This is a genomic window from Streptomyces sp. NPDC047117 (genome assembly GCF_040643545.1).
Classification (GTDB): Bacteria; Actinomycetota; Actinomycetes; order Streptomycetales; family Streptomycetaceae; genus Streptomyces.
The window spans coordinates 221,225-245,688 of the sequence record NZ_JBEYUN010000003.1; the positions used below are offsets into that span (position 1 = coordinate 221,225).

General features: G+C 68.3%; 25 protein-coding genes, 1 tRNA gene and 3 pseudogenes. 13 read left to right on the top strand and 16 right to left on the bottom strand.

Annotated features, from left to right (window positions below; translation table 11 throughout):
• Positions 1–96: 96 nt before the first annotated feature.
• The 3 genes from ABZ840_RS06970 to ABZ840_RS06980 all read right to left on the bottom strand — a co-directional run bounded on the left by ABZ840_RS06970 (position 97) and on the right by ABZ840_RS06980 (position 2,916).
• Entirely contained in the window at positions 97–1,290 is a 1,194-nt protein-coding gene (locus ABZ840_RS06970) for a cytochrome P450 (RefSeq protein ID WP_361554522.1), read from the bottom strand.
• Complete coding sequence (locus tag ABZ840_RS06975; RefSeq protein WP_361555374.1) at positions 1,274–1,981, bottom strand: tRNA-dependent cyclodipeptide synthase; 708 nt, start codon at positions 1,979–1,981, stop codon at positions 1,274–1,276. Before ABZ840_RS06975 ends, ABZ840_RS06970 begins: the two co-directional genes overlap by 17 nt.
• A 209-nt stretch (positions 1,982–2,190) precedes the next feature.
• Positions 2,191–2,916, bottom strand: coding sequence for a DUF4232 domain-containing protein (locus ABZ840_RS06980; protein WP_361554525.1), 726 nt, complete (start codon positions 2,914–2,916; stop codon positions 2,191–2,193).
• 320 nt (positions 2,917–3,236) lie between these two features.
• Between ABZ840_RS06980 and ABZ840_RS06985 the strand changes: the two genes are divergently transcribed.
• The 3 genes from ABZ840_RS06985 (at position 3,237) to ABZ840_RS06995 (ending at position 5,917) form a co-directional block, all read left to right on the top strand.
• A complete protein-coding gene (locus tag ABZ840_RS06985; RefSeq protein ID WP_361554528.1) occupies positions 3,237–3,851 on the top strand; it encodes a LysE family translocator in 615 nt (204 codons plus the stop codon).
• 132 nt (positions 3,852–3,983) lie between these two features.
• On the top strand, positions 3,984–4,424 hold the full coding sequence (locus ABZ840_RS06990; RefSeq protein ID WP_361554531.1) for a VOC family protein: 441 nt from the start codon (positions 3,984–3,986) through the stop codon (positions 4,422–4,424).
• Positions 4,425–4,567: 143 nt separating this feature from the next.
• A complete protein-coding gene (locus ABZ840_RS06995; RefSeq protein WP_361554534.1) occupies positions 4,568–5,917 on the top strand; it encodes a DUF4157 domain-containing protein in 1,350 nt (449 codons plus the stop codon).
• Between the two features lie 255 nt (positions 5,918–6,172).
• On the opposite strand, the gene ABZ840_RS07000 is transcribed toward ABZ840_RS06995, so the two are convergent.
• Positions 6,173–6,246 (bottom strand) — tRNA-Met (locus tag ABZ840_RS07000).
• A 73-nt stretch (positions 6,247–6,319) separates the two neighbouring features.
• Positions 6,320–6,817, bottom strand: a complete 498-nt coding sequence (locus ABZ840_RS07005; RefSeq protein ID WP_361554537.1) for a helix-turn-helix domain-containing protein — start codon at positions 6,815–6,817, stop codon at positions 6,320–6,322.
• Positions 6,818–6,958: 141 nt separating this feature from the next.
• Between ABZ840_RS07005 and ABZ840_RS07010 the strand changes: the two genes are divergently transcribed.
• On the top strand, positions 6,959–8,416 hold the full coding sequence (locus ABZ840_RS07010) for an MFS transporter (protein ID WP_361554540.1): 1,458 nt from the start codon (positions 6,959–6,961) through the stop codon (positions 8,414–8,416).
• Here ABZ840_RS07010 and ABZ840_RS07015 read toward each other — a convergent pair whose 3' ends face one another.
• Together ABZ840_RS07015 and ABZ840_RS07020 are read right to left on the bottom strand one after the other, a co-directional pair.
• A complete protein-coding gene (locus ABZ840_RS07015) occupies positions 8,417–8,893 on the bottom strand; it encodes an SRPBCC family protein (protein WP_361554543.1) in 477 nt (158 codons plus the stop codon). It lies immediately after the preceding gene.
• Positions 8,894–9,009: 116 nt separating this feature from the next.
• On the bottom strand, positions 9,010–9,750 hold the full coding sequence (locus ABZ840_RS07020) for a class I SAM-dependent methyltransferase (RefSeq protein WP_361554546.1): 741 nt from the start codon (positions 9,748–9,750) through the stop codon (positions 9,010–9,012).
• A 288-nt stretch (positions 9,751–10,038) separates the two neighbouring features.
• Here ABZ840_RS07020 and ABZ840_RS07025 point away from each other — a divergent pair, with 288 nt between their 5' ends.
• Entirely contained in the window at positions 10,039–10,983 is a 945-nt protein-coding gene (locus tag ABZ840_RS07025) for an NADP-dependent oxidoreductase (protein ID WP_361555377.1), read from the top strand.
• A gap of 144 nt (positions 10,984–11,127) precedes the next feature.
• On the opposite strand, the pseudogene ABZ840_RS07030 reads toward ABZ840_RS07025, so the two are convergent.
• Positions 11,128–11,664, bottom strand: a pseudogene (locus ABZ840_RS07030) (sigma factor-like helix-turn-helix DNA-binding protein); the annotation flags it as partial.
• 408 nt (positions 11,665–12,072) lie between these two features.
• Between ABZ840_RS07030 and ABZ840_RS07035 the strand changes: the two are divergent.
• The gene (locus ABZ840_RS07035) at positions 12,073–12,474 is read left to right on the top strand and encodes a PPOX class F420-dependent oxidoreductase (protein WP_361554549.1); all 402 of its coding nucleotides are present in this window, start codon (positions 12,073–12,075) and stop codon (positions 12,472–12,474) included.
• A 173-nt stretch (positions 12,475–12,647) separates the two neighbouring features.
• On the opposite strand, the gene ABZ840_RS07040 is transcribed toward ABZ840_RS07035, so the two are convergent.
• Positions 12,648–13,358 carry a hypothetical protein gene (locus ABZ840_RS07040; RefSeq protein WP_361554552.1) on the bottom strand — a complete coding sequence of 237 codons (711 nt, stop codon included), beginning with the start codon at positions 13,356–13,358 and terminating at the stop codon, positions 12,648–12,650.
• Between the two features lie 586 nt (positions 13,359–13,944).
• Here ABZ840_RS07040 and ABZ840_RS07045 point away from each other — a divergent pair.
• From ABZ840_RS07045 to ABZ840_RS07065, 5 genes and pseudogenes are all read left to right on the top strand, one after another.
• Positions 13,945–14,475, top strand: a complete 531-nt coding sequence (locus ABZ840_RS07045) for a hypothetical protein (protein ID WP_361554555.1) — start codon at positions 13,945–13,947, stop codon at positions 14,473–14,475.
• 82 nt (positions 14,476–14,557) lie between these two features.
• Positions 14,558–15,055, top strand: a complete 498-nt coding sequence (locus ABZ840_RS07050; protein ID WP_361554558.1) for a hypothetical protein — start codon at positions 14,558–14,560, stop codon at positions 15,053–15,055.
• Between the two features lie 193 nt (positions 15,056–15,248).
• Positions 15,249–16,868: a TIGR03086 family metal-binding protein gene (locus ABZ840_RS07055; protein WP_361554561.1), complete on the top strand. Its 1,620-nt coding sequence runs from the start codon at positions 15,249–15,251 to the stop codon at positions 16,866–16,868.
• 65 nt (positions 16,869–16,933) lie between these two features.
• Positions 16,934–17,740 carry an inositol monophosphatase family protein gene (locus ABZ840_RS07060; protein ID WP_361554564.1) on the top strand — a complete coding sequence of 269 codons (807 nt, stop codon included), beginning with the start codon at positions 16,934–16,936 and terminating at the stop codon, positions 17,738–17,740.
• 77 nt (positions 17,741–17,817) lie between these two features.
• Positions 17,818–18,026 (top strand): annotated as a pseudogene (locus ABZ840_RS07065) (IS5/IS1182 family transposase); the annotation flags it as partial.
• Between the two features lie 18 nt (positions 18,027–18,044).
• Here the strand turns inward: ABZ840_RS07065 and ABZ840_RS07070 are convergent.
• Together ABZ840_RS07070 and ABZ840_RS07075 are read right to left on the bottom strand one after the other, a co-directional pair.
• Positions 18,045–18,551, bottom strand: a complete 507-nt coding sequence (locus ABZ840_RS07070) for a DinB family protein (RefSeq protein ID WP_361554567.1) — start codon at positions 18,549–18,551, stop codon at positions 18,045–18,047.
• Between the two features lie 155 nt (positions 18,552–18,706).
• Positions 18,707–19,233: pseudogene (locus ABZ840_RS07075) on the bottom strand (sugar O-acetyltransferase).
• 114 nt (positions 19,234–19,347) lie between these two features.
• Here ABZ840_RS07075 and ABZ840_RS07080 point away from each other — a divergent pair.
• Positions 19,348–20,277, top strand: a complete 930-nt coding sequence (locus ABZ840_RS07080; protein WP_361554570.1) for a LysR family transcriptional regulator — start codon at positions 19,348–19,350, stop codon at positions 20,275–20,277.
• A gap of 33 nt (positions 20,278–20,310) precedes the next feature.
• Here ABZ840_RS07080 and ABZ840_RS07085 read toward each other — a convergent pair whose 3' ends face one another.
• The 4 genes from ABZ840_RS07085 to ABZ840_RS07100 all read right to left on the bottom strand — a co-directional run bounded on the left by ABZ840_RS07085 (position 20,311) and on the right by ABZ840_RS07100 (position 23,216).
• Positions 20,311–20,823 carry a hypothetical protein gene (locus tag ABZ840_RS07085; RefSeq protein WP_361554573.1) on the bottom strand — a complete coding sequence of 171 codons (513 nt, stop codon included), beginning with the start codon at positions 20,821–20,823 and terminating at the stop codon, positions 20,311–20,313.
• A 140-nt stretch (positions 20,824–20,963) separates the two neighbouring features.
• Entirely contained in the window at positions 20,964–21,344 is a 381-nt protein-coding gene (locus ABZ840_RS07090) for a DUF393 domain-containing protein (protein ID WP_361554576.1), read from the bottom strand.
• A gap of 112 nt (positions 21,345–21,456) precedes the next feature.
• A complete protein-coding gene (locus tag ABZ840_RS07095) occupies positions 21,457–22,602 on the bottom strand; it encodes an MFS transporter (protein WP_361555380.1) in 1,146 nt (381 codons plus the stop codon).
• Between the two features lie 47 nt (positions 22,603–22,649).
• Positions 22,650–23,216 (bottom strand): Chromate resistance protein ChrB, encoded by a 567-nt coding sequence (locus tag ABZ840_RS07100; protein ID WP_361554579.1) that lies wholly within the window; start codon positions 23,214–23,216, stop codon positions 22,650–22,652.
• A 155-nt stretch (positions 23,217–23,371) separates the two neighbouring features.
• Between ABZ840_RS07100 and ABZ840_RS07105 the strand changes: the two genes are divergently transcribed.
• Positions 23,372–23,902 (top strand): hypothetical protein, encoded by a 531-nt coding sequence (locus ABZ840_RS07105; protein ID WP_361554582.1) that lies wholly within the window; start codon positions 23,372–23,374, stop codon positions 23,900–23,902.
• Between the two features lie 48 nt (positions 23,903–23,950).
• Here ABZ840_RS07105 and ABZ840_RS07110 read toward each other — a convergent pair whose 3' ends face one another.
• Entirely contained in the window at positions 23,951–24,412 is a 462-nt protein-coding gene (locus tag ABZ840_RS07110) for a VOC family protein (RefSeq protein ID WP_361554585.1), read from the bottom strand.
• Between the last annotated feature and the right edge of the window lie 52 nt (positions 24,413–24,464).

Genomic DNA, 24,464 nt, shown 5'->3' on the forward strand with positions numbered 1-24,464 from the left:
ACCCGGTTTTCGAGCGGCCGACGCGGTGCGGTGCGGCGTATGCCAGGTACGGCCCCCGCGGTTGCGCGCACCGCATGGTCGATGCTCACTGCCGACTCACCAGGTCACGGGCAGTCTTTCCGGGATGCGCTTCATGAAGCCGGTACGCCACACCAACTGCTCGATCGGTACCGCGAGTTCCAGCTTCGGCATCCGGTCGAGCAGGACCTCCAGGGCGATCTGGGCGTGCCGCTTGGCCAGCGCGGTCGCCGGGCAGTAGTGCTGCCCGCCGCCGAACGACAGATGGGAACCCGCGTTGGGACGCTCCAGATCTGCGGCGTGCGGGTCCGGGAATACGGACGGGTCATGGTTGGCGGCCTCGACCAGGACCAGGACGAGCTCACCCTTCTGCACCTCGACGTCGCCGAGCTGCACGGTGTCCAGCGCCAGGCGAGGCAGCCCGTCCCCGATCGAGAGGTTGATGCGCAGCAGTTCCTCCACGCCGGCCGGGATCAGCGAAGGGTCGTCCACGAGGAGATTCTGCAGGTCCGGGCGCTGCATGAGGGACACCAGTGCCATGGTCAGAAACCCCATGGTGGAGATCGTTCCGGCCCCGAACATCGTGACACCGACCGTCGCCAGCATGTCGTCCGTCAGGTGCCCGTAGTCGGGGTCATGACGCAGCGCGGCCAAGTCCCCCATCAGGCCACGGGTGTCCGGATCGTTCAGGCGCGCGGTCATGTGGGCGAGGTCGCGGTCCCAGTTCATCCGCGCCCCGGCGATCGGCGTGGCCGAGTTCATGAAGGCGATGTGCAGGCTGCGGTACAGCCGAGCCGCGTCGGACTGCGGGATCCCGAGAATGTGACAGTGCAGGCCGGTCGAGTACGGCACCGTGAACTGGGCGCGGAGGTCGCCCGGCGCCCCATCCATCAGGAGCGCGTCAAGCAGCTTCCGGGCGTGGCCGGCCAGCCATTCCTCCACACCGGGAGCCTTCGGGTTGAGGGCCTTCATCACCGCCTTGCGCAGCCCGGCGCCGGTGATGTTGCCCATGTTGTTGACGACCTCGGGCGGAATGGTCAGTGCGTACTGACGTGGTACTCCCGGCGCCGAGGTGTCTTTGAGACTGAAGCGCTTGTCTTCCAGCACCTGCGTGCACAGTGCGTGCGAGGACACCAGCCAGGCTTCGTCTCCAGCGATGGTGCGCACCTTGATGACCGGTGCATCGCGCCATAGACCGTCAAGCTGAGCAGGCAGCCGATCGCCGCGGGCATCGAAGGGGAACCGCGGCAAGCTGTCAGTGGTGGTGGTCATGACGATCTCCTGTTGCGAGGGGAGTGACGATGCCGTGCCCTTGGTTACGGGAGGCACGCAGACCAGGCCCGCGCGCGTACAGCAGTTCAGCCATGGGGAGCAGCTGGTGGTAGCAATTCAGCGATGACTGCACCCCGAGGATCGCCGGGGTATCGAGGAACAGCGGGGCCTCGGCGCAGATATAGGCCAGGCACGCCTCTCGCTGTCCATGGGTGGGTGCCTGGCCGTCCAGCGTTCTGCTGGTGAGAAACGTGTCGGCGAGCCGGAGGCATGCGGTGCGGAATTCCGGATCCGAGGTCAGGAGGGCGTCGATGCCGGTACGGAGCTGCTGGTAGGCGGGCAGGTCCAACAGTGCGGACAGTGGGCTGCCCCGCAACCGAGTCCCGTCGGGGTCGGCTGCGGCGCCGGCGGCGTCGACCTTGGCGCGCACGCCTCGCAGGTTCTTCACGGCCTTGCGGCGAGCTTCGACCGGACCGTACCCCAGTGCTTCATACATGTCGGCGACGTGCAGGTCCGTGTAGATCAGGTCGACCTGATCGAAGTGGCGCAGGCCCCAGGAAGCGAGGTCGATGACTCGCTGGTGTGAGAAGTAGGAGTTCCCGGGGGAGACGCCGATGACAGCGTGTGCGCCTTCGTCATGAATGACCTGGCAGTGGCGGGTGTACGGCCGGACGGCGAATACCTCGGTCACAGTGGTCAACGGAAACTTCTTCCGGCGTTCGCTCTCAGCGGTCAGCCCGTATATTTCCCTCCGATGTGACGATGACGCGGTACCTCCGGAGATTCACCCGAGCGGCCGCAGCCGTCTCCGGTCCGCGTAGCTGCCTCGGGACCTCCTCCTCTCCCCAGCGGGGAAGAGGAGGAGGTCCCCAGTGGGGGAGACGGAGAGCTTCTGGCGCCTCAGTGGCTGTCCAGGCCGTCACCGGGAACGGCGTCCTGGGGCGCGGTGTGCCAGTTGGTGACGATCGGCCGGTCGACGGTGATGCTGCCGGTGGACAGGCTGACCGGGTCGGTCTTGTCGTCCTTGCTCACCGCAGCGATGATCTCGGTCAGTTCCTTGCCGTAATCGTTGTTGGTGGTCTTGGGGTTCACCCCCGCGTAGGCGATGGTGCCGCCGCTGAGCTTCACCGGCTCTCCGACGGCCTGCTCGGCCGGCCCTGCCTCGGTGCCGTCGGATCCGAACGCCACCACCGGAAGCGCAGCCGGGAGGGTGCAGGTGATACCCGACTTGGCCTTCACCGAGATGAGGATGTAGCCGCCCGCCTGGGTTTCGGACCTGGCGTTCCACGTCAGGTCGTTGGCGCCACAGACCTGCCCGTAACCGCCCTTGTCGGCGCCCCCGCTGCTCCCGCCGTCGGACGCGCTGCCGCCGTCGCCGGACCCATTGCCGCTCGTCGAACCCCCACTGCCCGACCCTGCCGAGCTGCCCTTGGAGCCGGCGTCCCCGGCGTTGCCCCCCGTGCCGCCGTCGGCTTCCTGCCCCTCGTCACCGGACTGCGTCTGCGCCGCGCTGGGCACGGGCGAAGCGCCGGAGGAATCGGCCCCGTCCTCGCAAGCGCTCAGCGAGAAGACGGCGGCGGCCGCCACAGCGGCCAGACTGGTGGTGCGGATCAGGTTCTTGCGCATGGGTGCTCCCCCGTAGATCGGACTGCCTTAACGTACACAGCGCCAGGCACGCGCTCTGACGGCAATCAGCCTCGAAGATCGCGTTGGCGTTCCGCTAACGGACGGCTAACGCGGTGCGGTGGCGTACCAGCGTCCTCTCCCCACCCGTAACTCGTGAACTGCCGGCACCAACAGCGAGTACTGTTCCGGTCGTTGACTGATCCAGGCACCTGAAGTCGCACAGTGAGGCCGACCGTCCGACGAGGGCGGTCGCAGTAGCACCGGTACCAAAGCGCCCCCCGGCACGCAGCTGGCCATGGCATGGACCAAGGAGCGATTTCGTGAGCATCGAGTTCCTGATCACCTCGTTAATCATCGTCGTCTCGCCCGGCACGGGCGCCCTGTACACCATCGCAACCGGGCTCTCCCAGGGCTTCCGCAAGAGCGTCATCGCGGCCTTCGGATGCACGCTCGGGATCGTCCCGCACCTGGCGGCCGCGATCGCGGGCCTCGCGGCCATCCTCCACACCAGTGCCGTCGTCTTCGAGGCCTTCAAATACGCAGGCGTGGCCTACCTCCTGTACATGGCCTGGAACACGCTGCGCGAACACGGCACATTGAAGGTCGATGACACCCGGTCCGGCAGCACATCAGCCGCCAAGATCACCGGTACCGCCATCCTCATCAACGTTCTGAACCCCAAGCTGTCCATCTTCTTCCTGGCCTTCCTCCCTCAGTTCGTTCCGGTGGACGCGACGAACTCCCTTCCCCACATGCTCGAACTGAGCGCGGTCTTCATGGCGATGACCTTCGTCGTCTTCGCCATCTACGGTGCGTTCGCCGCAGCGGTTCGCGATCATGTGATCTCCCGCCCGAAGGTCCTGACCTGGATGCGCCGCAGCTTCGCCGCAGCCTTCGTCGGCCTCGGCTTTCAGCTCGCGAAGACCAACAACTGAGGCATCGGCTGGACGGCGAACCAACGCACAGCAGATCCAGAGCGGCGGAGGGTGTCGAGAACGGCGTGGCGACTCCGTCCCCGGAGCGGATGGGCCCACTGTGGACGCACACCCGACACAAGGAGATCCGGCATGACGATCCAGCGGATGGACAACGTCCTCATCGTTGTCGACGACCTTGACGCTGCCATTTCGTTCTTCGTCGAGCTCGGCATGGAACTGGAGAGCAAGGGGCCGGTCGAGGGACGTTGGGTGGAGCGTGTCATCGGGATCGATGACGTCCGACAGGACATCGCGATGCTGCGGATCCCGGGCGGGCACGGGCGAATCGAGCTGGCGATGTTCCACACGCCGAAGGCGATCAGTACCGAGCCAAGGGACGCGCCGGCGAACACGCCGGGGATTCGTCGCATCATGTTCGCGGTCGACGACATCGATGAGGTCGTTGCCCGCCTGCGCCCACACGGCGCCGAACTCGTCGGCGAGGTGGTTCGGTACGAGGACATCTACCGGCTCTGCTACATCCGCGGCCCCGAGGGCGTCATCGTCGGACTGGCCGAGCAGCTCAGCTGAAAGCCGCGGGGAGCGCGCCGGAAGCACTGTTGCCCGAACGAACCACCCCAGCCTGCCCTTCTGCGGCAACCAGTGCCCCGACGGACCTTGCTCTGCCCGCTTTCGGCGATCGAGGCTGAATGTTCTGCAGGGAGAGGGTATTGATGCACGCACAGGACCGGAAGCCGGAAGAGGCGCAGCGGAAGGCCGCCGCCACGCGCACCCCGGCCACATCTGCCATCGCCGCCGGCACGCACAGCCCGGAGGCCCTCAGAGCGCTGCAGCGCAGCGCCGGCAACGCGGCAGTCGCCCGAGCGATCGAAGAGGAGCGGCACGCCCACGGTCCGGGCTGCGGACACCACGAGCAGGAGGCGCCGATCCAGCGGTCGGCCGTCCACGAAGTGCTGCGCGCCCCCGGCAGTCCGCTGGACGAGAGCACCCGCACCGACATGGAAGCACGGCTCGGAGCGGACTTCTCCGACGTACGCCTGCACACCGGCCCGGCAGCAGCCGCCTCGGCGAACGAGATCGGTGCCCGCGCCTACACCTCCGGGAGCCACATCGTGGTCGGGGACGGGGGCAGCGATCGACACACCCTGGCCCACGAGCTGACCCACGTCATCCAGCAGCGAAAGGGCCCGGTCGCCGGGACGGACAACGGCGCGGGGCTGAGTGTCAGTGACCCCTCCGACCGCTTCGAACGCGAAGCCGAGGAGACGGCCGCCAAGGTGATGTCGGCCCCGCCCGCGGAGACGACGGCCCCTGCCACCCAGCAGCAGGAGCAGACGCAGGCATCTGGCCCTTCCTCCGAGCACGCCGTACAGCGGTGGCCGAAGGGGCAGCACATGCAGGGCTACAACCGCCCGGGCATCTCCAACGCGGCCACCGAGGAGATGCTGAGCTACCAGGGTGTGGGCGACCGCCCGAACTCGCCGCGAGCGCAGCAGCGCATGGATGGCCTCCAGGGCGAGAACAGCTTCGACCGCGACCTCGCCACCAACTGGGAGCAGAACCAGCGCACCGGCAGCACCAGCGGCGCCAATCCCGTCCCCATCTCGCGGAACCACCGGCTGTCCGATCACTACGTCGGGCACATCATCGAGAACGCTGCCGAGGCCCGACGCGCCGCCGGCGCCAACGGAATGCGCGTGGTGGAGATCGACACCGCGGTGCAGCAGTTCATCACCGCGTGCGCCCCCTCCGGCAAGGTGCCGGGCATCATGAACGAGTTCCGCCAGTTCGCCTCGGCGAGCACCGGCTTCGAAGGCGTCGTCGGCGCGGCCTCGAACAACGGCCGGAATCTGCGAGCGGGCCACTCCCGCGACAACTCCACTATCAAGGAGCACTTCGACCCGGGCATCATCGCGGGTGGCGACGCGACGCCCATCACCGAATCCATCATGGACGCGGTGAACAACCTGGTTCGCGCAAAGGTCATCAAGAAGGGCCTGGCAGAGGAAGCACTCCAGCCCTACCGCGGCTGGACCTCCTCCGACATCCGGCAACGCACCTGACCGCGACAAGCGGTACGAGCGCATTGCCGCGACCGCGTTGCCCGCGACGAAGCTCACCTTCTCTGCGCCGAGTCAGTGATGACGAGATGCGCCCTACGGGAGGGTGAGCTTCGTCGCGCCGGCGTGAGCGTACTTCGTGCGGCATGACCATCACCTCGGGCCGTACGGCATGACCGTCACCTCGGAAGGCCGGCATCTGCGGCTCGGAAAACACCTTGGGCCCGCCAGAGATGTTCTGGCGGGCCCAATGGCGAGTAGCGGGGACAGGATTTGAACCTGCGACCTCTGGGTTATGAGCCCAGCGAGCTACCGAGCTGCTCCACCCCGCGTCGGTGAACCCAACTCTACGCGGTGTCGGACCGCACGCCTAATCGACGCTCCGCCTCGTGGCTGACACCCCGCTCAGAGGGCTCCGCCAGCCTCCGCCGAGGGGGTCGTTTCGGCGCCCTCCGTCTCCTGCACCTTCTCCACAACGGTGTCCTCCGGCCCTACCTGCCGTCCGTCCGCCGCCTGGATCTGCAACGAGCGCAACGGCCGGCCGGTCCGGCGGTCCAGCAGGCGGGAGTGGTCCTCGCCGGTGGTGAAGCACTGCTCCTCGCCCCACTGGCGCAGGGCGACGATCACCGGGAACAGGGCGCGGCCCTTGTCCGTGAGGAGGTACTCGCGATGGGACCCGCCGTCTGCCGCGCGCGCACTGCGCAGCACCCCGGCCTCCTCCAGCGCGCGTAGCCGCGCCGTCAGGATGTTCTTGGCGATGCCGAGGCTGCGCTGGAACTCGCCGAAGCGGCGGCTGCAGTCGAAGGCGTCCCGCACGATCAGCAGCGACCACCAGTCGCCAATGGCATTCACCGAGCGGGCAACCGGGCAGGGGTCGGCGTCGAAACGGGTGCGGGCGACCATCCGTGGCTCCTCTCCTCCAGCTCCCCGGACTTCCGGACTTCCGGACTTCCTCCGAGGGTGGTTGCAACATGCTACCTCGCCTGGCTACCGTCACGGTGGTAGCAAGATGCAACCGAGTGGTCGAGCGAGAGGTCTGTCGGTATGGCGATTCAGTGCTCCGGCGCGGTCGGCGGGTGCAGCGGGACCGGCGGCCAGGAGGCGCAGTCCCAGCAGTCCCCATCCCGCGAGGCCCCATCCCGCGAGGCCCGATCTCACGAGGCCCGATCTCACGAGGCCCGATCTCATGAAGGCCAATCCGTAGCCTCGGCCTCGGATGTTTCGCCGCCGCCTGCCCGGCTCGTGCCCCTGCTCGCCCTCGCCTGCGGCAGCTCCGTAGCCACCGTCTACTTCGCCCAGCCCCTGTTGGTGACACTCGGCGAACGGTTCGGGCTCGGTTCAGGGCAGCTCGGTGCGATCGTCACCGTGACTCAACTCGGCTACGCGGCAGGCCTGCTCACACTCGTGCCACTCGGCGACCTGCTCAACCATCGACGGCTGATCACAGGTCAGCTCGCGCTGCTGGCACTCGCACTGCTGGCCGCCGGGCTGGCGCCGGGCGTGGCGGCGCTGCTCGGCGCCCTCGCCGTGGTCGGGCTGCTCGCCGTTGTCGCGCAGACGATGGTCGCTGCGGCTGCCGCTCTGACCCCACGTGCCCGGCGGGGCCGCGCCGTCGGGACTGTCACCGGTGGCATCGTCACCGGAATTCTGCTGGCCCGCGCCGCCGCCGGCATCCTTGCCGACCTCGCCGGCTGGCGGGCGGTCTACCTGGCGTCCGCGGGCGTCACCGTCGTACTCGCCGTACTACTGCTCCGCGTGCTGCCCGCAAGCGCGCCTTCGGCAGGCGCGCCGACAGCGGGGGAGACCCCCGGAGTGACGGAGACCCCCGGAGTGGGGGAGAGGTCGTACGGGCGGTTGGTGGCATCGACCGTCGCCCTGTTCGTCCGACATCCGCTGCTGCGGATCCGGGGTGCGCTCGCTCTGCTGGTGTTCGCCGCGTTCAGCACACTGTGGAGCGGTACGGCACAGCCCCTGAGCGAGCCGCCGTGGTCGCTGTCGCACACCGCGATCGGCGCGTTCGGCCTCGCCGGGGCGGCCGGAGCCATAGCGGCCGGAGTGGCCGGACGCTGGAACGACCGGGGACTCGCCCACCGCACGACCGGCGTCGGCCTCGCACTGCTGGCGCTCTCCTGGCTCCCGATCGCCCTGACCCGGCAATCGCTGTGGGCGCTGGCGATCGGCGCCGTCCTGCTGGACTTCGCCGTCCAGGCCGTCCACGTCACCAACCAGACCCTGATCCACGCGGTCCGCCCCGACGCGGGCAGCAGGATCATCGGCGGCTACATGGTCTTCTACTCCGCGGGCAGCAGCCTCGGCGCCCTGGGCTCCTCCCTCGCCTACGCGGCGGCGGGCTGGCCGGCGGTGACGGCCCTCGGCACGTCATTCAGCCTCGCCGCCCTGCTCCTGTGGGCAACGACCCGCCGTACGGGGCTGCCCGGCGACAACTCGGCAGTGCATCGGCCGAGCAATGTGGATCGGGTCGACCCGGGGGACGGGGCCTGATCACTTACCGGAGACAAGCTCGGCGAGGTGGCGCAGCGAGTTGGTGAGATGTTCCGGGGCGAACGGCGGGAACCGGAGGTACTCCCGGACGGACTGCGGCACCGCCGACCAGTCGTATGTGAGCGTGACCTCCGTCTCCGACGGACCGAGCGGCACCAGGTCGTAACGCCAGAACCAGCCGCCGAACTCCAGGCGACCGTCGTCCTTCTCCGTCCCCGTGCGCCAGCCAATGGCGCGCGGCGGATCGAGTACGTGGACCTTGTTGGCCACCCGGTAGTCGCCGTGCGGATGGTTGGCGTGATACATGTCCATCCGGAAAACCTGCCCGACCTCGGTCAGTGGAGCCCGGTCGACGGACTCCTGAACCCAGCCGGTGCCATCGATCGCAGCATGGGTCGTCGGGTCCGCCAGTACCGCGAACACCCTCGCAGCGGACACGGCGACGGTCAGGGTGGCGCTCACGTTCTCCTGGTCCACGGTGTGCACGCTCCTCGGCATCTCGGCCCGAACCTTTCGCAGGCACGGCAGGGAGGTGTGCCAAGCGTCGCACTGAGCGAAGCGGACGCCGCCCAGCGGAAGCCGCCCTCCAGCGATCACCCCACCGGCTTCTCCCATACTGAGACGTGCTTGCCGCTCTCGCTCGTGAAAGGCTCCCTCGACCAGCCACCCCACCGCTCACGCAGTCGCAGGCCGGCGAGCTGAGCCATCAGGTCGAGCTCCGACGGCCACACATACCGGAAGGGAATCGACCTGTACGTGCCGCGCCCGTCGACGACCTCGACGTAATGCGAACTCGTCGCTTGGGTGGCAACGTCGTAGATGTCGAAAGCCCAACGGGTCGGGCTCACGTGGAAGGGCACGACGTTCTGCCCGGCCGTCAGCTTTCGGAGCTCGGGAACCATGACTTCGATGACGAAACAGCCGCCAGGTCCGAGGTGAGTCGCAACGTTGCGGAAACAGGCCACCTGCTCCGCCTGCGTCGTCAGGTTCATGATCGTGTTGAAGACCAGATACGCGACGGAGAACGTGCCTTCCACCTTCGTCGTCGCGAAGTCACCGATCGTCACACCGATGGCGTCACTGCCCGGCTTCGCACGGAGCCGGGCAACCATCGACCGGGACAAGTCGATGCCATGGACCGGAACCCCTCTGTCGGCCAGTGGCAACGCAATGCGCCCCGTGCCGATGCCCAGCTCCAGGGCGCTGCCGTCACCTGCGAGATTCGCGAGCACATCGACCGTGGCGGCCACGACTCCCGGCTCGGACATCTCAGCTGTCGACTCGTCGTACGTCGCCGCAACGCTCGCGGGGAAGTAACCGTCTTCGTCGTCCATGCCCGGACCGTACTGCGCAGGACGCCGGCAACGCCTGCGATTTAAGCGTGGCGATCGCCAGCTGAAGGCGAGCGACCCAGCACATGAGGTGACCGCATGGAGAGCATCGACCGTGACGTACGTTGTTCTCAGCGAGTCAGCGAGTCAGCGAGTCAGCGAGTCAGCGAGTCAGCGAGTCAGCGAGGCAGTGGCCAGCGGACAGCAAGCAGTGTGCACTGGAGAACGCGCAGCCAGCGCGGCACCTGGTTGCCTGCCCGCCTGGTCGCATGGTCGGGATCGGAGCGAATGATGAGGGCAGCCCGTTTCAGCCGGTTCGGGGGCCCGGAGGTACTCCAAATTGTGGATCTCCCCGATCCGCACCCGGGCCCCGGCCACATCAGGATTGCGGTGCGCGCGGCCGGCATCAACCCGAGCGACTGGAAGAAGCGCAGGGGGCTGATGGATGAGGAGCTTCCGCAGACCATGGGCCACGAGGCGGCAGGCATCGTCGACGAGCTGGGCGAGGGCGTTGCGGATGTCGCAGTCGGCGATCGGGTATTCGGCTTCTCCGCCGATGCGACGGCCCAGGCCGAGCTGGCTGTGCTGTCCCGCTATGCGCCACTCCCGCCGTCGCTCGACTTCGCCGGCGCTGCCGCGCTGCCGGCCGCCATCGAAACGGCCACGCGCGCGCTTGACCAGCTCGGCGTCGGTAGCGGCAGCACGCTGCTCGTCAACGGCGCCTCCGGCAGCGTCGGCAGCGCCGCGGTGCAGCTCGCCGTGGTGCGCGGCGCACGCGTGATCGGCACCGCCAGTCCGGCCAACCACGACTACCTGCGCACACTGGGAGCCGAGCCCGTCGCCTACGGCGCGGGCCTCGTCGAGCGGGTTCGCACGCTCGCGTCCGGTGGCGTCGGCTCCGCGCCCAGTGACGCCGCCTTCGCGCCCGGCGGCGTCGACCTCGCGCTCGACGTCGCCGGGAGCGGTGTACTCCCCGAGCTCGTTGAACTCGCCGGCGGCGCCGAGCATGTCGTGACGGTCGCCGACTTCGCCGGCGCCCAGGAGCACGGTGTGACGTTCAGTCGCGGGGACACCGCCCGGGCGCTCCACGCGCTCGACGACATCGGCGAACTGGTCGAGGCCGGGCGCTTCTCGCTCCGGGTTGCGCGGACGTTCCCTCTTGCCGAGCTCGCGGAGGCACACCGCGCCGGCGAGGACGGCCACGTACGCGGAAAACTCGTGCTGCTCGTCGACTGATGCGGCCGCGAGGGCCCGAGCACCGGCGTTCCTCGATGTCCGCCCTCCGACCTCCGGCCGCCGCCCTCCGACCACTGTGCGGTCGCGCGTGCCCAGGCGTTCTCCTCACCCGAACACGCGCAGCACCGGAACAGCGGCGGTGGCTCACCTCGCCAGGTCGGCGGCCATATCGAGTCGCGTGAGCTTCCGTGGGTTGCGCACTACGTAGATGCGAGAGATCCGCCCGTCATCCGCCACGTCGAGACTCACCGCGGCCGGCTCGCCGTCGAACGCGATCCGGCTCGCAGGCGCACCGTTGAGCCATACGGCCTGCGTCTCGATCGCGGCCACCCTGCGGTGTGCGCCCGCGAGGAGCGACACCACGAGCTCGACCCCGTGAATCGGCGTGAGAGCAGCCGGCACCACCCCGCCACCATCGGCGGTCAGGACCACGTCCGGCGCCATGACCTCCAGAAGCTCCTGCAGCTTCCCGGTCCGCAAGGCGACCAGGAACCGCTCCACCACGGCCTGATGCTCCGACCGGCTCACCCGTACCCGCGGCTGCCGGGCCGCCACGTGCCCGCGGGCCCGACGCGCGATCTGCCGTACCGTGGCCGCGGACTTCCCGACGACCTCGGCGATCTCGCCGTACGGCAGCTCGAAGACCTCCCGGAGTACGAAGACTGCCCGCTCCGTCGGGCCGCCGCCGAACTCCAGGCTGTCCAGGGCGACCTGCGGGCTGTGCCAGAGGACTGTCCACTCTCCCTCTACTCACTCATATGCGGGGCTGTATCGGCTGTGCGTCTGTCGGCATGAAGACACCGCCGAGCCGGTGAGTGTGACAACGGGGGAGAGCAATGAGTCCGATAGCTCGAATGAAGCTGGCCGAAGCCGGAGTTGGCCGTTGCTGTTGCCCCGGGGAGCGAAGTGGTGAGCGCCCGGCTCAGTGACGCGCTTGCCCCGAATCGAGGTCCGCGACCTGCTGCCCGATGAAGCCCGTAACCGGGCCCGCTCCAGGGCCGTCGCCCGTCCGGCGAACAGATCCGACATCGCGCGATCAAGTTGAGTAGCGTTGTTCCAGTACCTCACTGAACGGTCACTGGAGAAGTCGTGTCTGTACCCCTCGGCGATGATGTGGTGGCGCTCCTGCGCCGTCCCAGCACCTGCTACATCGCGACATCGATGCCCGACGGCTCGCCCCAGCTCACGCAGACATGGGTCGACACCGACGGCGAGCACGTTTTGATCAACAGCGTCGAGTCGCATCAGAAGACCCGGAACATCGCCCGTGACCCGCGGGTGGCCGTCGCAGTCTCCGATCCCTCGGAACCGAGCTCCTACGTCCAGATCCGCGGACGGGTGGTGCGCGTGACCAAGGAGGGGGCGGTCGACCACATCGAAGCGCTCGCGCAGAAGTATCTCGGCGGACCGTATCCGTGGTTCGGCGGTCGCGACCAAGTCAGAGTGATCTATGTGATCCAGCCCGAAAGCATCAGCAGCCCTCGTGGCTGAGAGGCGGGGTGGCAGGTCCTTCGCCCCGCCCGATGTCGACACGAGCGAGCCGACTGCCTCCGCGGGGTAGCAGAGGCGGTCGGCCCGCTGGATTTGACCGGATGCGATGCGGCCGGGTGAACGAAGTCGAGTGGATTATCGACGCGCCCAATGCCGTGCAGCCGGGCAGGGACTTACTGGTGGGCGCTGATCACGCCGCCGGCGCTGAGCACGATGTACACGCCGTTGGCGTCGAGGCCCGTGTCGTGCTCGTTCGCCTCCATCGTGCCGTACACCGCGCCGTCCGTGCCGAGGATCTCCGCGCGGTAACGGAGTTCGCCCACCTTCTTGACCTTGGCCGTCCAACCGCCCGCGAGCTTGAACGTGCCCGGCCCCTGGTGCCCGCCGCCCATCCAGGAGTGGACTTCCCCGCCCAGCGTGAGCACGACGAACATGTCGTTGCCGTCGAGTCCGGCGTCGTGCTCGCCCGTCTCCAGCGTGGCCAGGACCGAACCGGCGTTGATGATCTTGGCGCGGTAATGCTGCTCGCCGAGCCGGTAGACCTCGGCCTTGCTGCCGTCCACCAGGGTCACCGTGCGGACCGGGGACTTGGTCTTGGAAGTAGTGGCCTGCGCGTTGCCCGACTGCTTGCCCGCAGCACCCACCTTGGAGTCGACCTTGTCACCAGAGCCCGCCTGGGCATCGGAGCCCTGCGATCCGGCGGAGGAGCCCGCACTGCCGGACTCGGCCGCGGCGCCCGTTTCCGTGTGGGCCGCGGGCTTCGTGCCAGCGGCATCCGAGCCGGAGCAGGCGGTCAGGGTGAGACCGGCAGCTGCGATCACGGCCGCGGCGGCAATGCGCACGGTGCGACGACGGGCGGTGCGGACGGTGGCGCTGGAGCTCATTTGAGGTTCCTCGGGGTAGTCGGTGTCGTTGTTTCCTCGGTACGTCACTCACTCTGACCGGGGTCGCTGACGTGAGACTGCCGCCCCGCTAACGCCTGGCTAACGCGTGATCGCCCAGCTCACCGGCCGGATCCTCTCTGGCGGGGCCGGACCACCGCGATGCGCGGATTCCTAGGCCTGGCAGGGGATTTCGGGTCATGCCGTTCCGGGCCGTCGGCATCTCCGGCCCTTCCGGCTCCTCCGGTAACGCATTGCCGGGCGTTACTCGGCAACGTGGTTTTTGCTCTACCGAGCAACCGTGTCGCCTTTCTCGGCATCTTTGAATTGATGCGCCGAGATTGGTGCAATATTGAACGATGTTTCCTTGGGGGAGATGCGTCGACGGCTGTCGGTTACCCGTTTTGGATCATCGAAAAAAGTGAGTTACCGTCAATGCTCCACCCGGCCTGACCTGCCGGAATAGGAGAGGAAGGGCCGGGGGTAAAAGAAAGAAGACCAGGGGGAAGAAGAAAACGGGGGCCGTTCAGTTTCCACGCCAAGCGGCGTATCCGTCACCTCTTCCCCCTGCCCTGCAAGGAAAGTGTACGTGAAGAACAATCACATCCGCATAGCCGCGGCCACCGCCCTGACCGCCGTCACCATCGGCGTTGCCGCCCCCGCCGCGAGCGCGGTCGAGGCACACCGCGACCGGGCAGTCGCGGCGCAGGCTGCCGAGCCGCTGCAGCCGACCGCCGAGGACGTCCGTGACCTCGTCTCCCGCATGCGTGCCGACGGCGCCGATGCCAACCGGATCCGGGAGTTCGAGGAGTATGCCAAGCAGCTGGAGAACCCCGACGCCCACAAGCGTACGAAGCGTGCTCTGGGCATGGGCACCATCGTGCGCAAGCTGATCGTCGCCGGTCTGCGCCACGGCGGCAGCTGGGCAGGCAAGATCGTCGGAAAGGTCAGCAAGAAGAGCGGCCGCTTCATCTCCCGCAACGGCAACAAGATCGCCGACGCGATCGAGGACGTCGAGGGCTGGAGCGAGACCGCCCTTTCCATTGCCATGGTGAAGGCAGGCGTTCCCACCGACGTCGCTCACGACATCGCCAAGGCCATCATGATGGTCGCCCTCTAAGGAACCGACCATACGGGCGGCACCTCGGCAATCCGTCGAGGTGCCGCCCGCACCACCGTTCCGGTGCAGCAAGGAGTGCACAGTGAAAGACCATCAGCAGAAAGAGGAAGAGCCCACCTGGGCTTCCCTGTCCTCTCGCGAGAAAGTACTCGCCGCCTTCGGCATGACCGGGCTGGGGCTCGGCATCGCGGCCGTCGTGGCCATTGTCGTCCTGACGGGCGTCTTCCTCGTCGCGCTGCTCTCCCGCAATCTCATCGAATCCGAGGGCGTCGCGCCCCTGTTCTGGGGTGCGTTGCTGTGCTTGCCCTGTGGGCTGCTCGCCGGCATCTTCGTCTACCCGCTGCGCCTTGCTGCGCGTCTCCTCCCGCTCTCCGCAGCGGTCAAGCGAAGCGTGGAGATGGTTTTGTCGGCAGGTACGACGTTCCTTGCTGTGCTGTTCGTCGAGTACTTCACGCCCGGTCTGCACGTTCGGCACCCCTGGCTCCCCGCCCTGCTGGCCACTCTCGTGGTGGCCCTGGCCAACGTGGTCATCAAGCGCCTTGAAAGCCGCAAGCAGCAGCAACGGGATGGTGCGGCGTAGCTCGGGGTCGGTCGGTCTCGCCGCCTTCGGCATAGGGGGAGTGGAGGTGTGGAGCTTCCCGCGGGGTCCCGCGGGGGAGTGAGGTGCGGGCCTTGGTGGGCGGTAGGACCGGGCCGCGCGGTGCGGCACGCGGCGTGAGATGCGCGGTGATGGTGATGTGGGATGTTGTCCGAGGCTGCTTGACTCTCCCATCGTGGGAGAGTCGAAAGTGGGCGCCATGCACAACGACGAACAGCGGCCCATGTGGAGCATCGGGACCGTCGCGCGTAAGACCGGCCTGCCGGTGAAGGTGATCCGGCACTGGTCAGACCTGGGAGTGGTACCGCCGGCGGGACGTACCACCGCCGGATACCGCTGTTACGACGCCGCGGCCGTGGCACGCCTGCAGCTGGCCCGGACGTTGCGGGACCTGGGCATGGGGCTCGGCGAGATCCGCGCCGCCCTGGACCGCGAGGACGGTCTCGCGGAGGTGGCCGCCGCACACATCGAGGCACTGGAGGCGCAGATCCGCCGGCTCCGTACGCACCAGGCAGTCCTGCGCACCGTCACCCACCGCACCACCCGCGAAGGGCTCGCTCTCGTGACCCGCACCGCCCACATGTCACCTGACGAGCGCCGCGCACTGATCCACCACTTCCTCACCGATACCCTCGATGACCTGGACGTGCCCCACTTCCGGGAAGGGCTGCTCGCGGCCGGGGCCGATCTGCCGGAGAACCCCACCGACGACCAGATCGAGGCATGGTTGGAGCTGGGCGAGCTGATCGCCGGAGGAGAGCTGCAGCCGGCGATGCGGCGCATGGCGCAGTACGCCGCCGACCACGGACCGGGCGAGGACGATCCCGCGGCGGCGGAGGAGATGCGCCGGCTGACCGACACCTGGACCGCGCATGTACGGGAAGCGATCGACGCGGGCACCGCACCGGATTCCCCGGCCGCCGACCCCGTCGTAGCCGAAATTGTCGCCGCCTGGCTGCCCAGCCGCGCGAACACCGACCCGACGGTGACCACTGACGGCGCCGAGGCTCGCGGCCTCCTGCTCGAACAACTCACCGCCGCCTCCGAACCGGCCGTAGAACGCTTCTGGCAGCTGCTGTGCGTACTGGGTGGCCGCCCGGCACCACCGAGCCTCGCCCGAGCGGGCGACTGGCTGACCACCGCCCTGCGCGCCAACCCCACGCCGGGCGCACGCGCCACGCAGCTCGAAGCCCTGTACCGGGAAGACTCCGATCCCTGGCCGAGCGGTGTCCTGGATGCCTGCGCCCGCGTCCAGAGCACCGTCGCCGCACTCATCCGCGATACGCGACCGACCGACTTCGACTCGCCGACTCCCTGCGGGGACTGGACGGTACGTGACCTCTTGGACCACCTGGTGTGGGAGAACCTCCTGTGGGGCGGCCTGGCCCAAGGAACGCCCCCTACCAGCGGTCATACCGACGACCACCTCGGCCCCGACCACGCAGCGGCCTTCGAGACCGCTGCAAACGAAGCCCTCACCGCGTTCCGGCAGCCGGGCATGCTGACGCGCACCTTCGGCCCTGCTCCCGGGCGCCGCCTGGTCGAGCAACTCGTCATCGAGCTGCTCGTGCACGGATGGGACCTGGCGACCGCACTCGGCCGCAACCGCGACCTGCTGCCGGACCTCGCACGAGCCGCACTGCCCGTCGTACGCGAGATCTACGGCGACCTGCCCCGTACCGCCGGTGGTTCCTTCGGCCCGCCCCAGCCGGTGCCTGATGACGCACCGGCCTTGGACCACCTGGCCGGGTATCTCGGACGGGCGCCGAGATCCGCTCGGAGAGACAGGCACTGAGTAATCTGTCCTCGGCCCAGGTAGGTTCACCGCGGCGGTAGTTGTGCCTCGATAATCTGCACGGTGTGATCAACTCATACGCGAGCTCCGACGACGCTGCAGTCGCGATGGCCGGGGCGCGGGCCGGTGCGGACGTGGTCCGCAACATGTACGGTCAGCGGCTCAACCGCATCGACAAGGGCGCCGGGGACTTTGCCACCGCCGCCGATGTGGAGGCCGAGAAAGCGATCCTCGGTGTCATCCGTGCCGCACGGCCCGGTGACGCGGTGCTCGGCGAGGAAGGCGGGCAGCAGGGCGCCGCCGCCTCTGCGCGTCAGTGGTTGGTGGATCCCCTGTGCGGCACGCTGAACTACGCCGTCGGCAACATGCTGGTGGCCGTCAACGTGGCACTGCGCGATGGCGCGGCGGCGGTGGCCGACCCGTTCAGCGGCGAGGTTTTCTTCACCGACGGGGAGACCGCCTCGGTGCGGCATGGGCACGGCGAGGCTGACGACGCCCTGCTGACGCCCACGTCCGCTACCCGATTGGTGGACGTCAACCTGGATCCGCCATTCCCGAGTGCGCCCGGATTCCGGACGGTGGATCTGCTGGCCCACCCCGAGTTCGTCAAACGGTTCCGGCCCCGCGTCGTATCCACGACGCTGGCGCTGACCTGGGTCGCTGCCGGTAAGCGCGCCGCGTACGTCACCGATGGCGGTGACCTCTCCAGCAGCGTGCATTTCGCGGCCGGCATCGCGTTGTGCCGGGCGGCCCGGTGCATAATCACCGGGATCGACGGCGCCCCGATCGGCGAGGCAGGCCGTGGCCTTGTGGTCGCCGCCGACGACGAGACTCATGGGCTGCTGATGTCGATGATGCGCAGCCGAAGCTAGTGCTGTGCCGTGCGCGATCGCGGCACTGGGGCCCGCGTCCTTAAGGTCAGCTTCTACCGACCTTCGCTTCCCATTAGGCGTACTCCGCCCGTCGCAACCGCCGTTACCTGCGTAGACGCCAGATCAAGCACACCATCCCCTGAACCGAAGGGCCAGGGGGCCGACCGCCGAGGAAGGGGCAGCAAGGGCGGCCGGCCCGCAAGTCTCGGTGTCCACGAGGTTCGACAAGCGCGGTGACGTCTTCCACGGCACCGTCACCGTCGCCTTGATTCGACTCCGGCTCCGCCTGCGATCTCCGCCGGATCTAGTCTCCGGTCGTGCCGTCGAGCATCTCGCGCAGGATGTCCAGATGGCCGTTGTGGCGGGCTGTCTCCTCCGTGAGGTGCAGGAGGATCCAGCGCAGGTCGACGTGGAGGCCGTTGCGGATGGCTCGCTGGGCCTGCTTGTCGAGGCTGGTCCCGGCGACCAGTTCGCGGTAGCGGGCGCTCTGGTCGGCGTATTCGTCGAGCAACTGCGTGAGCGGAAAGTCGACGGCTATACGCATTTCGCGGTCGGGGTCCTCCTCGGTCCAGGGGCCCCGGTCTTCCTCGCCGAGGAAGACCACTTGGAACCAGTAGTACTCGACCCAGCGGAGGTGGTTGATCACTCCGCTCATCGTCATCAGTGGTGAGCCCGGCAGGAGCGCCTGGCGTGCGTTCTCCGCGGAGACGCCGTCGCACTTGGCGCGGGCGGTGTCACGGGTGTAGTCGAGAAACGTGGTGAGCTGGGTGCGCTCGTCCCACGCGGGCGGCGTGTCGTCGATTCTGGTCATCGCGCGAAGCGTCCCCGATGACGGCGGCCGATGTCGAGGCATTTGTCGACGGGCCCAACCTGCTCCACGTGGCTCCTCATCCGGCAGGTCGCCGCCCTGGCGTCACGATCAGAGCGCAGAGGTGCTGCGCACCCGGGCCGGCAGCCCGGCCGGGCTCAGTCGATCGTCTTGATCACCCGGGCGGGCACTCCCGCGACCACGGTGCCGGCAGGAACATCACGGGTGACCACCGCACCGGCAGCGACCACCGCATCGGCACCGATGGTCACCCCCTGCGTGACCACGGCAGCCGTCCCGATCCAGACGTCGTCCTCGATGACGATCGGGGCGAAGGAGGGATACTCGCGGCGCTTCGCCAGGGGCAGTGGATGGCCCCCGGTGATGAGGCTGACCTTCGGGGCGATCATGACGCCGTTGCCGATACGGATGCCTCCCTTGTCCATGAAGGTGCATCCCTGGTTGACGAAGACGTTCTCCCCGAACGTCGTGTTCAGCCCGTACTCGGTAAAGAACGGCGGATAGATCGTCACCGACTCCGCAGCGGGCCACCGAACACAACAGAAAGTAGTTCCGCGCGACCTTCGCTGTCGCTGAACGGAAGCACGTTCAGCCGAGACGTCGCATCGGTCACCTCCATGATCCGCTCCGCATGACGCGCGAACTCAGGCGACTGGACAAACATGACCTGCTCTGTGCGGGTAGACATGCGTTGATCCCACCACCGCGCAGAACGCTCGATCAAACAACTCCGCACCACACCAGACACAACCAATGGTTGTGGAAGTAGGATGGAACCGTGGATGTTGAAGCGCTGCGGACGTTCGTGGCCGTCGCCGAGACCGGCCAGTTCCAGGCTGCGGCGGACGGGCTGGGGATCAGCCAGCAGGCGGTCTCCAAGCGGATCGCGGCCCTGGAGAGGCACATCGAGGCCACGCTCCTGGTGCGGACTTCCCGAGGCTCCCGGCTGAGCCTGGACGGGCAGGTCTTCCTGCCGCACGTCAAGAAGGTCCTGGCGGCCATCGAGCAGGCCGAGCAAGCCGTACGTCCCGGCAGCCGTCCCTTGCGCGTCGATGTCCTCAATCGGCGCATCGCCCCGGCCCAGGCCGTCTACCGGTTCTACCGCTCTCACCACGAGATGGACCTGGACGCGGTCACGCTGAGCAACGAGAACGCCGCCCAGGCCGCCCAGGCGGTACTCGAAGGGACCGTCGACGCGTCCTTCCGTGCCCTGCCGGCAGACCAGGTCCCGGCCGGGATCAGCGCCGAACGACTCCTGGACGCACCCCTGGAGCTCCTGGTCGGGCCCGGCCATCCGCTGGCCGACGCGCCCTGGGTCAGTCCTGCGGACCTGACCGGCCACCGCATCTGGATCCCCGGGATCAGACCGGGCACGGAGTGGGCGGCGTTCTACCAGGCGCTGTCCGAGGCCTTCGACCTGAGCATCGACGCGCTCGGCCCCAACTTCGGTGACGAGGCTCTGATGGACACGCTGGCCGACTCGGCCTCGCTGGCCACCCTCGTCGGCAGCGGGGACCGGTACCTGTGGCCCCAGGCCCACGACCTACGTCGCATCCCGTTGCACGACCCGACCCCGGTCTACCCGCACGTGCTGCTGTTCCGCAGCGGAGACCAGCACCCTGTAATGACCGCGCTACGCGACCATCTGCGCACCACAGGCCCGCGAACCCCGCACGACGTGTGGGCGCCGGACTGGGTAGACCGCTGACCAGACGACCGAACCAGAGCTAACGAAGCGCTTCTAGTCACCAACGCACCACAAGTAGCTGCCCGGCGTCGCCGCACACGCCTCAAGCAGCTCGTCGAGGTCGAGCAGAGCCGCCTTCTGCTGGTCATCAGCACATCCCTGCATCAGGACGGCGACTTCCTGGCGGACAACTTCGGCTTCCTGCTCGTTGAACAGCGTGTCGCCGTACGGATCTATCCAGCCGAGCTTGCCGGGGTGCCGTCGGTAGAGGGTGCTCAGTACTCTCGACAACGCTTCATCGTGCTTGTAGGAGCTCCGTAGCAAGGTGTCCCGGGACGACCTCTTTCGCACTGGTCGCTCAGAGTGCAGTTCCAGCCCAACTCCCATATCTCCTCCTTCGGTCTCGGACACCGAAGCTTCGCATAGATCATTTGTCAGACACGACCAATTGACGCCTCGCGGCCGAGACGGGTGGGCGAGGACGGCCCCGAGGACGGCGATGCCGAGGACGTTGCCGGTCTGCCGGAAGGTGGAGGCCAGGGAGGAGAGAAAGACCGTCACGGCCATGGGCAGCAGCCACACTCCGGCGTGCAGGGCGCTGAGGTATTGGTGGTGTACTCGGATCGGCGGTGAGTCTGAAGAAGGCATCGATGCGCCGCAGGCATAGGCACTCCGGCGTAGGCCTTCGGGCGGCAGCCCGCGGTGCGTTACTGCCGGTTGGCGGGTAGGGCGCAGGCCGGAGTGCCTCCTGGGAGGCGTTGGCGGTTGTTCGAGATGAGCCGGTAGACGCCGTGGGCGATCCAGCGCATCGGCGGCAAGGTGAGCACCGCTCCCAGAACGGCCCACCCGCTGCCTGCGCTCAACAGCAGCTTGGCTACGGCCTGCGCGCCGCCGTGGACCGCGTTCGTCGGCGTCACCCAGAGCGCCTCGTACTCGGCCCGTTGCTGTGAAACACCGAAGGAGGCCAGGGGAGCGCGCTGCCACGGGGTGACTTCGCAACGGGGCCGGATGTACCGCTCGCCAAGCCCTACCGCGGAGGTACAGAAGCCGCAGTCTCCGTCATAGACCAATACAGGCAGAGTACGCATGATCCCATCATGCCGTGTACGGGCCGCTGACCGACGCTGGTGTCCGCGCAGGCGGACGCGAGTACGGACAGGGACGAAGGATTTTGGCGGATCACCTTGCAAGCATTCGGGACTACTTCGCCGCTTGCGCTGTGCGGGGGCGGAGCGCAAGAGCGAGCAATGGGCCGGCTGCCAGCAGGGCGGCGAGGGCCGCGTAGCCGACGGTGAGGGTCGAGACGGTGGCGATGCCGGCGACGAGCAAGGGGCCTCCGGCGTCGCCCAGTTCGCGGCCCAGCTCCGCCGATCCCATGGTCTGGCCCATGCGCTCCTCCGGGGTGGAGGCGGCCAAGGAGGCGAAGCCGAGCGGGGTGATCAGCCCAGTGCCGGTGCCGATAAGAGCGGCGGCCAGCAGGACACCGGCAAACCCGGGCAGCATGGCGGCCGCGAGGCCGGAGGCGGTGAGGAGAAGCCCGGTAAGCAATCCGGTGCGCGAGGTCAGGCGCCCGGCGTCGAGGGCGCGGCCGGTCCTGGGCTGGACGACGGCGGCTGTGGCGGCCAGGACGGACACGGCAGCGCCGGTGGCCACGGTGCCGAGCCCGGCTGCGGCCCCGGAGACGGGCAGGAAGCCCACACCCACGGAGAGCGCGGAGGTGGCAGCGGCAAGCGCGGCGGTCGGGGCGAGGAAGGACCGGTCGGCCAGGCGGCGCACGAGGTCGGCCACGGTCTGCCGCTTGCGGGGCAGCGGTGGCACGACGGGCACCGCGAGCGCGGCCCACACAGCGACGGCCGCCGCGCACACGAACATCACCGTGAACAGCAGGCGCAGGCCGCCCGCCCACACCAGGACGCCGCCCAGGAGCGGGCCGAGGGTGTAGCCAATGGACTTGTAGAAGCCGTAACTGCCGAACGCACGCCCGCGTTTGGCGGTCGGGTTGAGCCGGGCGACCATGGCGGAGGCCGAGGGGGAAAAGGCGGAGGCGGCGGCGCCCTGGCCGAGGCGGGCGGCCCACAGCCAGCCGGGGCTGTCGGCGATCGCGTACAGCGCGGAGGCTCCGGCGAAGGCGATCAGACCGCCCAGGAGGACAGGCTTGCCGCCGATCCGGTCGGCCAGCGAGCCGAAGAGGGGCTTGAGAAGGACCTCGGCGCCGTCGTACAGGGCGAGCAGTCCGCCCAGGACGAGGAGGGAAGTGACGGCGTTCTCGGAGAAGCCGCCGAGGTTGGCGGCGATTCCGTGGGCACCGAAGGCGGTGGTGAAGCCGGCGGCGTACAGAGGCCACATGGCCCGTCTCGGGGCGGTCGGGGCGGTCGGGGCTATGGGGGGAGTAGTCACGACCAGTCCTCGTTGGGGGAGTGCAGCGCGCTGAAGACACGCTCGGAGTAGTCCTCGCAGACGGCGGCGCACTGCTTGAGCCGTTCACCGGCCTCGGCTGCTTCGGGGGCGCCGAAGACGTCCCGGGCGGTCAGATCGCGGTGCCAGCGCCGCAGCCGCTCCAGGCTCTGCTCTTCTTCTTCCAGCTCGGCCAGGGTGAACTTGGCGATCCGGATCTCCTTGGCGATCTCGGCCTCGAACTTGCCGCAGTCCGCGAGGAACTCTGTCCAGTCTGCCGAGCGGGCCGCGGTGAACATCTCCTGGAAGAGGACCGCGTCCTGGTCGGAGCGGCCGGACGCCTGGAGCGTTACGCCCTGACCGCCTGCGGTGCTGGTGAGTTCGAGGGCGCGCTGCACTCCGTTGGCGAAGACGGGCACCTCCGGTACCGCCCAGACGCCTTGGCCCAGTGAGAGAGCCCCGACCTTGCGCAGTTCCCGCCACACCGCCACGCGGTGTCGGGACGGGGCCGCAGGCAGCTTGATCACCAGGATGAGCCACCGGGTGGCATGTTCATGGCTTGTCACGCGTGTGAATGTAGCAGGCGTTACATATGTCGTGACGTCAGGCGACGCCGACTGCGGTGAGGCACATGAGTACCGGTACTCATGTGCCTCAGACGCCGGGCAGTGAGCATTGCCCCATGCCCGTACCTATGCCTCTGCGCAAACACACTGCTGTGGTGGTCACCGCAGTAGCAGGCGTTCTCCTCCTGGCGGGGTGCGGGCTCAGCGGGGACGAGCTGTTCTCCAACCTCAATGGCACCGGCGCATCCCACTCGCAGGGCACTGATACCTCCGGTACCACAGGTACTACCGGTACCTCCGAGACAGGAGCGCCGTGGGCCGACGCACCGCCGAACTACGCGGACAACAACCGGGTCCGGATACCCGGTGAGATGAGCCCGCAGGACGAGAAGCGAGCAGGGCAGAAGGCCGCCGAGGTGAAACGGGCCCTTGAAGACCTACGGCGACGCGGCAAGATCAGTCCCGCAGAGGTCCAGCCCGTACTCGCAGAGCTCGCCGCCTCTGATCCTCTCTCCGTAACAGGGTTGCGCAGCCTTTGGTCGGACAAGGCCAGAGGGAGCTCCTACGGCATCTGGATCGGGAAAACCGCCTGCGTCACGGGAGCCGTCAGCAAGGACCGCGTGTGGGCCGACGCCAACGGCCATTACTTGGAGAGCGGCTGTCTGCCGCCGCCGCCCACTCATTGAGAGAGTGAGAGAGCCGGGTGCGTGGCGTGGCCGCCGCTGAGGTGCGTGTCAGTCCAGGCAGAATTCGTTGCCTTCGGGGTCGGTCATCACGATGAAACCGGCGCTCATCGGGGGAGCCGGCTCCTCGCGGCGTACCCGCTTCGCTCCCAGCGCGACGAGCCGGTCGCACTCGACCTCCAGCGCCGCCATCCGTTCCGCTCCCTGCAGTCCGGGGGCCGCGCGAACGTCGAGGTGGACGCGGTTCTTGGCGACCTTTCCCTCCGGTACCTGCTGGAAGAACAGTCGCGGGCCGTGCCCGTCCGGGTCCTCGATGGCCGACTTCGTGTTGCGTTGCTCCGCCGGTACGCCGAGCCGCGCGAGAAAGTCGTCCCACGCGGCCAGCGGATCGGCGTCCTCGGGCAGGTCGACCCCGGGCGGGCCGGGGTGGACGTAGTCCAGTGCGTCGCGCCAGAAGCTCGACAGGGCCCGCGGGTCGTGAGCGTCGAAGGTGATCTGAATGTGGCGGCTCATCAGAATGCTCCGTTCGTAGCGGGGTGCGTGTGGAGGGAGCGGCTGCGCAGCG